Source organism: Mastigocoleus testarum BC008 (assembly GCF_001456025.1).
Taxonomy (GTDB): domain Bacteria; phylum Cyanobacteriota; class Cyanobacteriia; order Cyanobacteriales; family Nostocaceae; genus Mastigocoleus; species Mastigocoleus testarum.
In genome coordinates this window covers 1-13,800 of sequence record NZ_LMTZ01000102.1, presented here as the reverse complement: position 1 = coordinate 13,800, position 13,800 = coordinate 1, and the positions used below count along the sequence as shown (strand labels likewise).

Genomic DNA, 13,800 nt, shown 5'->3' with positions numbered 1-13,800 from the left:
CTAAAATCCTCTACTATATAACTATTTTCCAACCGAAATAAGTAATTGCAAAATTTCTTTTCAATTTGCACCATAATTTACTTTCTTTGAGACTATAAATCAGACTATTCTCAAACGAGTATCTGTTACAGAAAAAACTCGTGTATTCTACCCTCGGAAGAAAGTATCGTCGCATACAAAGAGAATTAACTGCGGGAAGTATTGCCTTAGTGGGCGTATTCTTCACTGGTACTCTTTGGTATAGGTTTGTAGAACGCTGGAGTTGGGAAGATTCTATTTACATGACGGTTATTACTTTATCTACCGTCGGCTTTAGCGAAACACAACCCTTGGGACATCGGGGGCGATTATTTACCATTGCCTTGATTTTAATGGGAATTATTACTATTGGTTATATTGTTAATCGATTTACCGAGGCTTTAATTCAAGGTTATTTTCAAGAAGGAATTAAACTACAAAGACAGAGGCGCTTGATGGAATCCCTTTCAGGACATTACATTCTATGTGGGTACAGCCGCACCGGTCGTCAGATTGCGAAAGAATTTATGGCTGAAGGTGTAGCGTTTGTTGTGATCGACTCAGACCCAGAATCAGTACAGTTAGCTCAGAAACGAGGTTACTGTATTTATCAAGGTGATGCAACTTTAGATGAGACCCTATTGCAAGTTGGTATCGAAAAAGCTGCTTGTATTGTAGCCGCACTACCCTCAGATGCAGAAAATTTATACATAGTATTATCAGCAAAAACACTCACTCCTCGAATTAGAGCGATCGCTCGTGCTAGTACAGAAGAAGCTGTGCAAAAATTACAGCGCGGTGGTGCAGATGTAGTAATTTCTCCTTATATTAGCGGTGGTAGAAGAATGGCTGCAGCGGCTTTACGACCACAAGTTATGGACTTTGTTGACGGTATTATTTCTGGAACTGACCGAGAACTTTACATGGAAGAATTTTTAGTCGATCCTGCTGTGTGTCCCTTTGTTGGTCAAACCTTGTATAAAGCTAGATTAAGAACGCAGACAGGGGCTTTGGTCCTTGCGATTCGTCGAGTAAGTGGAACTTTAATTGGTGGACCCACAGGTGATACAGTTTTAATGCCAGGAGATTTATTAATTTGCATGGGTACAGCCGAACAGTTGCGTGCTCTCAATCAACTGCTTGGACCTATTGGTTCTCGTAGGTTACGCAAACCGAGGAAGGGTAATGAGTAATAAATAACAAGTAATAAGTAATGAGTAATGAGTAATGAGTAATGAGTAATGAGTAATGAGTAATGAGTAATGAGTAATGAGTAACTGTAGCCCGTAGGGCGTGGGTGGCGTTAGCCATAAACTGTTAGCAAAGCGTGCGCGGTCTAGCGGGACACAAGTGTACACAGCGCACAGTAATGAGTAACTGTAGCCCGTAGGGCGTGGCGTTAGTCATAAACTGTTAACTGTTAACTGATAACTAAATTTCTTCCCATCCGTGCATGGGTGCGATACTTTTAATTGACCATTCCATAATTACTGGCGGTGCTTGGGAGATTAAGACACTAGGATACACAGCTGTTCGCCACTTGGGATGAATTATCACCCTACACTTATTTTTTATTACATCATAACCAAGCAAAGCTTGTACTGCTGCTGTATCGTCATGAGGGATTCTTCCCGGACGGGAAAACAGTGGATAACCAGTACGCGGATCGATTAAATCTGTCACATAACTGCGATCGCGCAAGTTAAACGCAAGGTCAAACCCAAAACGCATAAACTTTTCTCTGAGACGTTCTTTCTCAGCTTCTATCTCCGTTGTTGTTTTAAATAACTGACAGCGAGAATTTTGCAATACGAGAACTACCCAAAAGCAAAATTTGTTTTTCCATTCCGGTAATATCCGCTCGCGATTAACACAGATATACGAGCTAGGAGCATGAATAGAAATTTCGATTCCTTTTCCAGTTTGGTCAACTAGATTAATAGGATAGTTCCCTGAAGATGTGTAAGCAGTAGAGTAAGTCACTAATAATTTATTATATTTTTCAAGTGTTTTAATATCATCTCTGCTATTGATGATAACTCTTAAACTTTAATTAAACTCATCAATTTTCAAGAAAAAAATTAAGCTTCACTTAATTGAATATTAAATCATTGTTAAAAAGCTAGTAATTTAATTTTTTTTTAAGAAATCTATTGTTATTACTAGCAAAATTTATCTTTTAGTTAGTGTAAATAAGAGATGTAGAGAAGAGAGAAATGGAACTCGGTTATTTGTATTAAAACTGTATTACCTTTAGTTGATAAGAGATTTCTTATCTTACTAGTTCAAGGTTTTGCCTGAAAATTATTACTATTAAATGTTACAGCAGTCTTACATTACTGTAAATAATAAAACTTCTTTATGTTAGATAAATGGAACAAGATATAGCACTAGGCACAAATCATTAGCGGATCCGTAAGCAGCAGGTGGGGCTAGACGCTAGAGGTTCCTCCACCGGTGTCGTGGGCTCTAGCTTACCCTGACCCGTTGGTAGGGCAGAGCTATAGATATTGTGGCGCTTAAGCACAGCAAAAGTCGAAATAGCTTTGCTAGCAAAACTTAAAAGTAGAAATATAACCTGTGGCGATGCTCAAACACTGCTACAAGGAAGGTCAACAAAGATTTACTAATGATTTATATACCCCAGCGTTCGTCAACCTACTAACCTAATTACGTAGCATTGTATCTGTTACAAATGATCGCAGTTATGGTTTATTTTTGTTTTAAAAAAACAGCTACTTGCTGTCAGTTGTAACATCAAATTTTTGATATAAAAGCGCGAGCATAATTAATAATTATTGGCTAAAGTATACTACAAAATACTCGCGCCCTTCGCAATATTAGTTTACTTTTCAAAGTGGTAAATTAGCTCAATTTTAAAGCATTCACAGGTACGTCATCCCAAGATTCAACAGTTCTGATTCTGGCTATCCAACCGGCGTGTTTTTGTGTATCAGTTAGATTTTGCTTGAAAGATTCATGGCAATCTTTTGCCTGAGACTCGTTATAGCAAGCAATACAAGCATGAATCATACCGGATGGATCTATTTGTTCGTTAACCCAAATCATTACCCAATACCTCCAAAAAAATCATAGTTCTTCAAATTCACATTTCTTCAAATTCACAATTATTCGAATTCACAGTTATTCGAACTAGCTTGAACTATCTATAATTTACACAATACTACGAAAGCCATAAGCTGAAGGACTTTAGTATTTGGTAAAAGTTAAGATTTATTATTAACTAATTTTTTATCATTTAATTTATTAAATCGCCACTAATTTGGACGTTCAGTTGCAATTGCTAATTTGACTCCTTTAATTTGACGTAATCGATCCATAATTGCTATGACTCTACCGTGACTCACTTTTTCATCTGCGTTTACAACTACTAGTTGTTCTCCATTTGCAAGTGCAAGTTGGCGCATTTGTTGTGTTAGCTCATCAAGGTTAGTTGATTTACGATTTAAGCTGATATTACCTTTAGGATCTACAGTTATTGTTAAAGGTTCGGCTGTTTGTTTTTCCGCTGTCCCTGCTTTTGGTAAGTTAACTGGTATTCCTTCCAGGCGAGTTAAAAATAGAGAAGATAAAATAAAGAATGTGAGAATTGCAAAGATGACGTCTATCATCGGCACAATATTGATTTGTGGCGGTAAATCTGGCTCTTCTGGTAACCGCATTTACTATGTCTCCTTTTTATCATTTGACTTACCAGAGTTTATTTTATAGCAGAAGTCAGGAGACAGAAGTCGGGAGATAGAAGTGGGGAGATATGAGTTAGGAGACAGGACTGTGCGCAGTAGCGTACCGCTTTGCTAACAGGAGACAGAAGCAATGAGTCAAGAGAAGAGTAAATCGGGGAAGGGAAAATTTTTAAACCCATTACCAATTACCCATTACCCATTACCCATTACCCATCACCAATAACTATCCACCAGACACCGCAGACCATTTCTTTAACATCCGATCTAAGTCTTCTATAGTCACAGGTTTACTTAGGTAGTCATCCATACCTGCAGCTAAACATTTGTCTCTGTCTTCAGACATCGCATTAGCTGTCAAGCCAATCACTATGGTATGACAATCTTGCTCCGCTTCTCTTTGACGTAAAAGCTGAGTGGCTTCATAACCATCCATGATTGGCATTTGGCAATCCATGAAAACAATACCATAGTCCAGTTGTTCCAATCTTTCTAGTGCTTGTTGACCGTTTTCGACTGCATCAACTTCATAACCTAAATCTTGCAACATGAATACAACAACATCACGGTTGTCTTCATAATCTTCTACCACAAGTATTCTCAAACCTTTTTCTGCAACGGGAGGTTTATCTGTTAGTGAAAGATTTTGTTCCGGGCTAGGAAATTCTTGCTGTTTATAATTAAACGTAACTGTAAACCAAAAAGTAGAACCCTCACCCAGTTTGCTTTCAAATCCTATTTTTCCTTGCATTAGCTCTATGATCCGCCTGGAAATGGTTAAACCTAAACCAGTACCTCCATATCTGCGCGTTGTAGAACCATCAACTTGGGTAAACGGTCGAAACAGGTTTTCTTGCTGGTCTGAAGGAATACCAATTCCTGTATCTTGGACGCTGAAGCGTAATTTAACTGAAGATTGAGGTGGATTTTCCGAGGAATAATTAGACTCCCCTTCCGGCGAGATTGTAATTGCAATTTGTCCCGTTTCAGTAAATTTAATTGCGTTTCCAAGCAAATTACTCAAAACCTGCTGGAGTCGAAAATCATCGCCAATTAGTTTGCGTGGAACATTGGATGAGATTTCACTTATTAACTTTAATCCCTTTTCCTCTGCTTGAGTGAGGAACATATTAATTAAGTTTTCTACCAAAATATCTAAATCAAATTCCTCGGATTTTAGTCGTAGTTCTCTGGCTTCAATTTTCGATAAATCGAGAATATCACTAATTATTGCTAGTAATTTTTCTCCGTTGACTCTAAGTCTTCCTAGTAGATGACGTTGTCTGGAATCTAATTCGGTACGCAGCAATAACTGACTCACACCCAAAATTGCATTCATCGGGGTGCGGATTTCATGACTTATATTTGCCAAAAATTCACTTTTGGCTTGGTTTGCTGAGTCTGCTGCTTGAGCAACTGCGATCGCATCTTCTAAGGCTTGATTTTTACGTAGGAGTTCTTCTTGAATCCGCTTGCGTTCGGTAATATCGGTTACTACTGTTCCAACTCCCCGATCACCATTAACTAAGTTTACTGGATAATAACTAGCTGTCCAACATCTTCCCACATCCGGTTTATCTGGAGTTGTACCTTCGATTTCAACATCGCAAATCGCTTTGCCATTTCTAATTACTTCGCGCAGACTGGATTCTATACTCTGGGCTAAATCAGATAATGTATCTATGACGGTTTTGCCGATATGTTCTTCGATAGATAAACCATTAATATCCGCTAAGGCTTTGTTTACGCGCAAATATTTCAGGTTTTGGTCGTGCAAACTCAAACCTACGGGACTAGTTGCATATAAATTTTCTAACAGGGCATTTGCTTGATGAAGTTCTTCCTGTACCTTCTTGAGTTCATCAATATTTACAAATGTCAGTACAACCCCATCGTTACTACTATTATCCCGTAAGTAGAGGTTAACTCGCATTAATAACTTCTCTCCGGTTGAGGGAATACTGACTTCTGTTTCAATTGCTTGTTCTGTATCGAGTACTTCTTGAAGAACTTCAACTAGATTTGAGCGATCTAGGTTATGGGTGAAGTGAGCGAGGGGACGATTAATATCAGAAGTTCTAATGTTAATGGCGCGGGTCGCAGCAGGTGTAAATTTGCGAATATTAAGGTTGCGATCAAGAAACACTACGCCGATATCAGTACTGCGAAGTAAATTATCGATGTCGTTATTGAGCTGGGTTAGCTCTTGAATTTTTGATTGATACTCGGCGTTGACCGTGTATAATTCTTCATTAACTGACTGAAGTTCTTCGTTCGTACTTTGCAGTTCTTCGTTGGAAGCGAGAAGTTCTTCGTTGGTTGCTTGCTGTTCTTCGTTAGTTGTTTCTAGTTCTTCGATTGTTACTTGCAGATTTTCTCGGGTTTGTTGCAGTTCGTATTCGAGTTCTGTAATTTGTTGGGCTGCTTCTGCATCTACTTCAAAGCGTAAAGCGGCTACGTTGGGTGTGGATGATTGGGTTTCAACTTCCAACACTACGATCAGGTAATCTTCTACTACGCGACCGTTCATATCGTGTCCTACTTTTAACGTAACATTTTCTTCGTTCCCATCTCGATTGAGTTTTATACCAGTATAAAGGACCGGTTCTTGATCCCGTTTTGCCCGATTTAAGGCTGTAGATAAGGGTAATTTTAAATTTGGATGAATTATTTCTGTAACATCTAATACGGCTTCACCGACTGGATACTCTAGTAAATTTGCATTATTATAAAATACTCTTATCAGTTGATTATCTCGATTAACCAGCAAGCAACTTAGTTCTCGTTCTCCCAAGCAGTACCTGAACACATCCCCCAAGACTCTGTCGAATTGATTTTTTCTTGCTTTCGAGCGGATAGTAGAATGAATTGGAGTCACTAGTGTCTGACGGGTGATCGGCGCTTGAGATAAGGGAATATCCCGACGTTTACGATAAATTTTCCACTTCGGTTCTGAACCTACAAACTCTTCTTTGAGATCTCCTAGTGTTTCGGAACTTCCTAAGAATAAAACTCCTTGGGGAGCCAGAGCGAAATGCAGTAGCCGCAAAACCTGTTGTTGGAGATGAGGTTGCATATAAATTAGCACATTTCGGCAACTGACCAAGTGCATCTTCGAAAAACCAGCATTTTTTGTCAGGTCGTGGGGTGCAATAATTAACATTTCTCGCAAAAAGCGTTTGACCTGAAAATGCTCCGTATTAAAAGTAAAATATTTTTCTAAAATTTCTGGGGATATATCGTTAACAATAGTATCGGGGTAAACACCTCTAGCGGCTACTTCCAAAGCATTGGTATCCAAATCGGTAGCAAAAATTTTCACTTGGATGGATTTCTTACTTTTCTCAATCGCCTCATTAACAAGTATTGCCATTGTGTAAGCTTCTTCCCCGGTTGCGCAAGCCGATACCCAAATTCTTAATTGTTGCTGTGGTTCCAGATCGGCTATTAGTTGGGGTAGTACTCGTTTTTCAATATGCTCCCAGGCTTGGCGATCGCGAAAGAAGCAAGTAGCACCGATAAGTAGATCCTGACGCAAGAGTTTTTGTTCTTCTTCTGATTCTTCAAGGCGACGAATATAGTTTTCTAAGCTTTCACTGCGAGTTAAGGAACTACGATGATTAATGCGACGGGCAAGGGTATTAACCTTATAATGGGAGAAATCTATTTCCTCCTTTTCTGCAAGAATGTCTAAAATGCGCTGTAACTGTTCTGGGTCAATTAAACTAGCGTCTTGAAAAGAATAAGAAGGATTATTTTCCGAAAAACGAACTAGATCGTAAACAGTTTGAGCCAGTTGTTCGGGGGAAAGAATTTCATCTACTAATCCAGAAGGAATAGCGCTATTAGGCATACTAGTAAATTGGGCTGTCTCTGGTGACTGTACCAGAGCTATACCTCCAACTTGACTGATTGCTTTTAGTCCTTCTGTTCCATCACTTCCGGTTCCGGATAGTACAATTACGACTGTATGTTCTCCCCATTCCTGAGCGATAGATTTAAAAAACTTATCTATTGGATAATCAAAAGAATTTGTTCTTTCTTGGAGACGTAATCGACCATTTTCAGCGACTAAAAGTTTTCCTGGTGGTAGCACATAAACCTTACTCGGCTCGACACTAATCCCATCTTTAATCTGATAGACAGGCATTTTGGTTTGTCGTTGAATAATTTCTGTCATCATACTTCTGAAGTTGGGAGACAGGTGTTGTACCACCACAAAAGCAGCGCCAGGTTTATCGGGTAAGCTACGAAAAAATGCCTCTAATGCTTGTACTCCACCGGCAGAAGCACCGATACCGATAATATAGAAAGTATTAGAATCTGAAGATGGTTGAGTCATCGGACTTATTCTTTAATTTTGTGTGTGAGAACCTCCTGGGCAGAAAAATGCACAAATATATAATATATTCATGCTTAATGTCCGCCTTATGAAGCCGTATCTCTTTTGAGATAAAGCTGTCAAAGTTAGCGTACTGGATGGACGAAAGAATAATTTTTTGAAAGCAAGCCCTCACTATTTAGGATTACTTATATAATATTTAGTTAATAATACTTTTTATTTCATCCCAGCGAATAGTTAATAAGCTATCAAAAGACGCAAGCTTGAGGGGAAAAATTTGGGGGTAATTAGAAAAGTTTAAAAGTTTTTGTTTGCAACCACTAGTTTAGGCTAATGGCTTAGAAGGTGTTTATAAATTCAATATTTAACCTCCCTTCATCCCTCCTGTAGAGTAACGGGATGTTCAGCAGTTTAGATAAACTAACAAGATATATCAAAAATGAACCAATCTTCCAATAGAAAATCCACAATGAGAAAGGCGAATATCTTTATCGCATTGATATTTGTTGTTTTTGCAACTACCCGAATCGTGCGCATGTTGGGACTTCGTGTGGTGAGGAGTGAAAATGGAATTGAAGTTCGTTTACATCCACACTTCCACGGAACTGGAGATACTTCCCCCCTGGAAATAAAAAATAAGGATTAATTAATAGGTGCAGTCTGGTTTAACTACAAAATTCTTCATTCACCCATTTCACTAAGCATTTCAAGATTATTCCGAACAGTAATAGTATATGGGTGTTCCGTTTCTAAACATCGTTCAAAAATCTCAAGGGCTTGTTGATAGATAGGTTCGGCTTCTGTGTACCTTCCTTGGCTTTTGTACAGTGCTGCTAAATTGTTCAAGCTTAGTGCCACATCCGGATGGTCGCCGTCAAACAGCCGCTTTGTCATCTCAAGGGCTTGTTGATAGATAGGTTCGGCTTCTGTGTACTTTCCTTGGCTTTCGTACAGGTATGCTAAATTGTTCAAGCTTAGTGCCACATCCGGATGGTCACCCTCAAACAGCCGCTTTCTCATCTCAAGGGCTTGTTGATAGATAGGTTCGGCTTCTGTGTACCTTCCTTGGCTATCGTACAGTGCTGCTAAATTGTTCAAGCCAGTTGCCACATTGGGATGGTCGCTCTCAAACAGCCGCTTTGTCATCTCAAGGGCTTGTTGATAGATGGGTTCGGCTTCTGTGTATCTTCCTTGGCTATCGTACAGGAGTGCTAAATTGTTCAAGCTAGTTGCATAGTTGGGATGGTCCCCCTCAAGCAGCCGCTTTGTCATCTCAAGGGCTTGTTGATAGATATGTTCGGCTTCTGTGTACCTTCCTTGGCTTTTATACAGGAGTGCTAAATTGTTCAGGCTAGTTGCCACATTGGGATGGTCCCCCTCAAACAGCCGCTTTGTCATCTCAAGGGCTTGTTGATAGATAGGTTCGGCTTCTGTGTACCTTCCTTGGCTATCGTACAGTGCTGCTAAATTGTTCAAGCTTTGTGCCACATCCGGATGATCGCCGTCAAACAGCCGCTTTCTCATCTCAAGGGCTTGTTGATAGATGGGTTCGGCTTCTGTGTACCTTCCTTGGCTATCGTACAGGAATGCTAAATTGTTCAAGCTAGTTGCATAGTTGGGATGATTTTTCCCTGAACGGAATTCTAATACTTCTACGCATTGCTTATTCCAAAGTTCTGCTAATGTATATAAGCCTTGTCCTTCGTAAAATCTACTTAAACTAACAAAAACCCAAATTAAATTTTTGTCGTCGACTGCATCAAGATGTTTTTCTGCTATTTCTGTCAGTTGGGGAATAGGATTCTTGAATAATTTTATATCTGAGCTAGTGACATAAACGTCGCTGACGAGTTGTGATTAATAACTTAAAACGTTCATTATTAGTTCTTGGTAATAGTTGTTTTATATCTTTGTATTCGGTAACATCATCTAATATTACTAACACTGAACCTTCTGGTGGTCTCCAATTCAGCCAACACCAAGCAACTTGTTGCTCCAAAGTCAGTGGTTTTTCTCGAGCATCTTGTTGGGGAACTTCTAATCCCATCTGCTCTTGGATAAATTGAATAATTTCCGTCGCTACATTTCCGTCCCTAACATTTAACCAGCAAATACCCCCAGGATAATAATTTTCATATCGGTTTGCGTACTGTATTGCTAACTCGGTTTTACCAATTTTTAGGTAATCAACAATCTTGCTTTATCTGCTTGTTCTTGAACGGTTTCTTTCAACCACTCGCTAATTGAATTAGCTAACTTAATAGAAATTGTTGGGTCTTTAATTAAAGTTTCTTGGATTTTCTGTTGTAATTCCGGCTGTTTTTGACGAGCCATATCTTCAATTCTTTTATCAGAAACTAACTTACGCACCCAAGCAGGAATATCTTGTTCTTTGACAACAGATTCACCAACAAAGTACATAATTATCCCAACAATTGGCGCAATAATTCCCGCAAACAGCAGAATATGGAATAATCCGGCTAAAACAACCCCAACAATCAAAGCTACTAAATGTCCCATAAACACAGAAAGTCCACTGAGATCCTCAAATGATATTGATGTGGGAATTTTTTCCGTGCGATCGCCAAAATCAATACTTTTTTCCCCTAAAGTTCCCAAAGGTAAACCGTATTTAGTAGAAATTCCATCTGTTTTTAAACGTACTTCTTCTTGAACCGTTGATAACCAATCAACCAAGCAACTAGCAATTTTACTATTTGCATCACTTCCCGTTAACCAAGCTTTTGCTTTGCGCTCAATTTTTGACTCCAGTGCTTTAAGAGTAAAAATTTCGCGATCGCGCCATAATTTTACTGTTGGTTTGATAACTTCTTCCACCAACTCATTAGCTAATTCTGCGGCTAATTGATCTACAAACTCAGGAATGCAATCTCCCACAATCCCAGATAGCTCGTTATCTAAAAATTGACTGATTTCCTCCATAAAATAAGAGGTGCGAAGATATACCCTTCCCCAGCGCGAAAGTCCCCGAGCAATACATAATTCCGGTTCTCCGTCCCGCTTACAAGGTAAGTCAGGGAATATTTTTCCACACATTTCCCCGACAAACGCCATCTTGGAAGCACTTCCAGTGAGCAAAATAGCACTCGGTTGAATGTTTTGTTCCTCTAACTTTTGTTTGACAACCTCTAATTGATCGCCAAAATCCCGACGCCAACTTTTATGATCTAACTCAGGTAAAGGTTGGTTGAGAATAGCATCAATAATTTTTCCATTTACTAGAGGGACAAATTTAAATTTCCTTTGAATATCTTCGGTCCCAACATTAACGATATTATGCTCGTAAGCATCCTCATAGGTAAAATATTCTTCTTTCGCTTTACGACAGCGGAGTTCACAACGATTTTTGTATAATGGACTTTGCTGAAAAATCTTTTCTAGCTTTTCAATTTCTTCTAAATGCCAAATTTCCTCTTCACTTAGATAATTTTCCAATTGAATAATTTCTTCACATCCTTGGCGATATTGTCTATGACATTCCAAAGTTTTTTTGAGGATTTCCTTCTCAATTAAAGATGCACCCAAATCATGTCCAAAATCTATTGGGGTATCTGACATCCCCTTAACCAAGGTATAATCGGTAGTAGAAGAACCAATATCTATGACCAATACAGACTTTTCTAATTCCTGAATAGTAAAAATCCCGCTTTCCTTCGCATGCATTAAAGCCGCACGGGACTCTTTAACAACTGTAGAATTCGGCAAACATGAAGAGAGAATTTGTTGATAAGTTGAAATTTCTTCCTTCCACCAACCAGAAGGACAGCCAATAAAAAAGTAATTCTTTTCCTTTAATTGAATTTGATTTGTCTCCTGCAAATGTTGATAGATTGCATTGACAAAATCCTTAATATTTTTTTGATAGTCGAAATTATCAAAACGTCTATTCTTAAAAGCAATTTCAAAAACACTCGCATCAGAAATCTGATACGCCATATCCCCAATAATAATTCCACGTTGGGGATGATTTGCGATCGCAGTAATTTGACTTTTGCGATTATTAATTAGCAAACTGTGGGGAGTATTTTCTTGATTATCTGCACGTACCCAAGTAAGTCCAGTTTCTCCGTGCCCTAAATCGAACCCGATAATTTTGGTATTGTGATAATCGTGCATGACGTTGTCGCTATCTTTTTTATTAAGTTTCATTAAACAAGTTTATTTACAAACGAGCCACAATAACATTTAATTTACGATAATCCATTGGATACAGGTTCAATCACACATCCCGGTAACAACACTCGACCATCTTTAATTAGGGCATGCTTGAGTGTAATATATTCTTTAACTTCTGGATCTATGCTGGGTTCAAAATAAAACATTAAATCGTCTACTCTATCCCCATGTAATTCCCCTGTGTGTTGATAAACCAAAGCTTCTATGCCATGATGTCTCAAAATCGTTGTTGCTTGTTCGATTCTGCGACGCACGCTTATGGGAAGTTGAATATCTTCATCCAAGCAATCCGCCATTAATTCCTGTAAATACTCCAACAAATCAAGATTATTTTCTAACCCGGGTAAAGATACTTTCTCTTCCTTACTCCTGTTTGCATAAGCCGCAACACTTAAGTCTATCGACTGAAAAGCTTGATATAGCTGGGAAAGTAACGAATTAATATCTACTTCTAATTTTGGTTCAGCAATTGCACTGGGAAGACTTGGGGTATTGGACTTAGAAAAATCCTCTGCTTCCTCAGAAGATGATTGTTTCCCCACAACTTTTCCAAACATTCCTCCGGTTATTCCACCTATAATTGCTCCAAGTAACCCCCAAGATAAACCACCTTCCAACGTTCCAGCTAAACCAGCTGCTACTAAGCTACTAGCTACTACACGGTTAGTTCGTAGCGGTTGTAGTAATGCCTGCTTATAGTAATCTGGTGATGTCAAATTGTTGAAATTTTTTTGTGTTTCAGCAATTTTTTTTAGAGGAGATAAACTATTGGATGCTATTTGACCCAAATCGACTCCAGAAAAAGTTTTTTTTGCAATATCCTTTGATGGGGCGGAATTTTGTAGCTTGACCGCTCGCAACATACCAATATTCTCATACAAGGACCTTAGCATTGTTTTTGCCAGGCGTGCCTGTGGCGGAGTTAATCCTTTAATATATTCACTGTTAAAATCTGTCAGAGAATTAATTTCACTTTGAGTAACTTTAACTATTTCCTCAATCGTATCCGCTGCTTCCAACCGAGACTTAAGTTTTTCCTTCGTATCTTGGTAATGTGATATGAGAGTTCTCATAACAAAAAATCAAATTATCCCACTATTTCAGGCAATATTACACCAGCCTATATCTGACCTTAGCAGTTTTTTTAATTTAGTTTTTAAATTTAGTTTTTAAATTTAGCTTTTTTATTTGATCTGGAACTTTATCTCAAAAGTACATTTTAGCTAGGCTTATTTAAATTTTACGGAATCGGAAGGTTTAAAATCACACCAACGGGAAACAAATATGATAATCGGGTAATATCAGTTAATGATTCGATACTTTGAGCAAAAATTGTATAAATTCCTATCGTTAAACTATTACTTTTTTCTGAAATTTTTATACTTGTAGTTCCAGATACATAAGTTTTTCTACCATTACGATGAGAATGTATCTCAAAGTAAGTTTTCCCAATAAATGAACTACGCGTTGCCGCCTACGGCTGTTCACGCATTAGCGTGCGGGCAAGCAACACGTTTCTGACGCTTCATTTGAGCGACT

Annotated in this window: 8 protein-coding genes and 1 pseudogene; 2 read left to right on the top strand and 7 right to left on the bottom strand. The window is 38.5% G+C overall.

Translation table 11 applies throughout. From position 1 onward, the window contains the following. Positions 1-140: 140 nt before the first annotated feature. Complete coding sequence (locus tag BC008_RS23705; protein ID WP_027846844.1) at positions 141-1,211, top strand: potassium channel family protein; 1,071 nt, start codon at positions 141-143, stop codon at positions 1,209-1,211. Between the two features lie 238 nt (positions 1,212-1,449). Here BC008_RS23705 and BC008_RS23700 read toward each other — a convergent pair whose 3' ends face one another. The 4 genes from BC008_RS23700 to BC008_RS23685 all read right to left on the bottom strand — a co-directional run bounded on the left by BC008_RS23700 (position 1,450) and on the right by BC008_RS23685 (position 8,064). Next, the gene (locus BC008_RS23700; protein WP_027846901.1) at positions 1,450-2,001 is read right to left on the bottom strand and encodes a methylmalonic aciduria and homocystinuria type D protein; all 552 of its coding nucleotides are present in this window, start codon (positions 1,999-2,001) and stop codon (positions 1,450-1,452) included. Between the two features lie 882 nt (positions 2,002-2,883). Next, positions 2,884-3,087 (bottom strand): hypothetical protein, encoded by a 204-nt coding sequence (locus BC008_RS23695; protein ID WP_027846900.1) that lies wholly within the window; start codon positions 3,085-3,087, stop codon positions 2,884-2,886. 209 nt (positions 3,088-3,296) lie between these two features. Then, entirely contained in the window at positions 3,297-3,701 is a 405-nt protein-coding gene (locus tag BC008_RS23690; protein WP_027846899.1) for an ExbD/TolR family protein, read from the bottom strand. Positions 3,702-3,948: 247 nt separating this feature from the next. Further along, entirely contained in the window at positions 3,949-8,064 is a 4,116-nt protein-coding gene (locus tag BC008_RS23685) for a chemotaxis protein CheB (RefSeq protein WP_201026165.1), read from the bottom strand. 439 nt (positions 8,065-8,503) lie between these two features. Between BC008_RS23685 and BC008_RS23680 the strand changes: the two genes are divergently transcribed. Beyond that, a complete protein-coding gene (locus BC008_RS23680) occupies positions 8,504-8,710 on the top strand; it encodes a hypothetical protein (protein WP_058183922.1) in 207 nt (68 codons plus the stop codon). A 35-nt stretch (positions 8,711-8,745) separates the two neighbouring features. Here the strand turns inward: BC008_RS23680 and BC008_RS47595 are convergent. The 3 genes and pseudogenes from BC008_RS47595 to BC008_RS23660 all read right to left on the bottom strand — a co-directional run bounded on the left by BC008_RS47595 (position 8,746) and on the right by BC008_RS23660 (position 13,334). Next, positions 8,746-10,258 (bottom strand): annotated as a pseudogene (locus BC008_RS47595) (tetratricopeptide repeat protein). Beyond that, entirely contained in the window at positions 10,243-12,234 is a 1,992-nt protein-coding gene (locus BC008_RS23665; protein ID WP_235595920.1) for an Hsp70 family protein, read from the bottom strand. Before BC008_RS23665 ends, BC008_RS47595 begins: the two are co-directional and overlap by 16 nt. Before the next feature lie 41 nt (positions 12,235-12,275). After that, the gene (locus tag BC008_RS23660; RefSeq protein ID WP_027846695.1) at positions 12,276-13,334 is read right to left on the bottom strand and encodes a hypothetical protein; all 1,059 of its coding nucleotides are present in this window, start codon (positions 13,332-13,334) and stop codon (positions 12,276-12,278) included. Positions 13,335-13,800: the final 466 nt, after the last annotated feature.

Bases quoted from the DNA above. Each gene is read 5' to 3' on its own strand.
- BC008_RS23695 (WP_027846900.1), bottom strand. From the start codon at position 3,087: ATGATTTGGGTTAACGAACAAATAGATCCATCCGGTATGATTCATGCT.
- BC008_RS23690 (WP_027846899.1), bottom strand. From the start codon at position 3,701: ATGCGGTTACCAGAAGAGCCAGATTTACCGCCACAAATCAATATTGTG.
- BC008_RS23685 (WP_201026165.1), bottom strand. From the start codon at position 8,064: ATGACTCAACCATCTTCAGATTCTAATACTTTCTATATTATCGGTATC.
- BC008_RS23680 (WP_058183922.1), top strand. From the start codon at position 8,504: ATGAACCAATCTTCCAATAGAAAATCCACAATGAGAAAGGCGAATATC.
- BC008_RS23665 (WP_235595920.1), bottom strand. From the start codon at position 12,234: ATGAAACTTAATAAAAAAGATAGCGACAACGTCATGCACGATTATCAC.
- BC008_RS23660 (WP_027846695.1), bottom strand. From the start codon at position 13,334: ATGAGAACTCTCATATCACATTACCAAGATACGAAGGAAAAACTTAAG.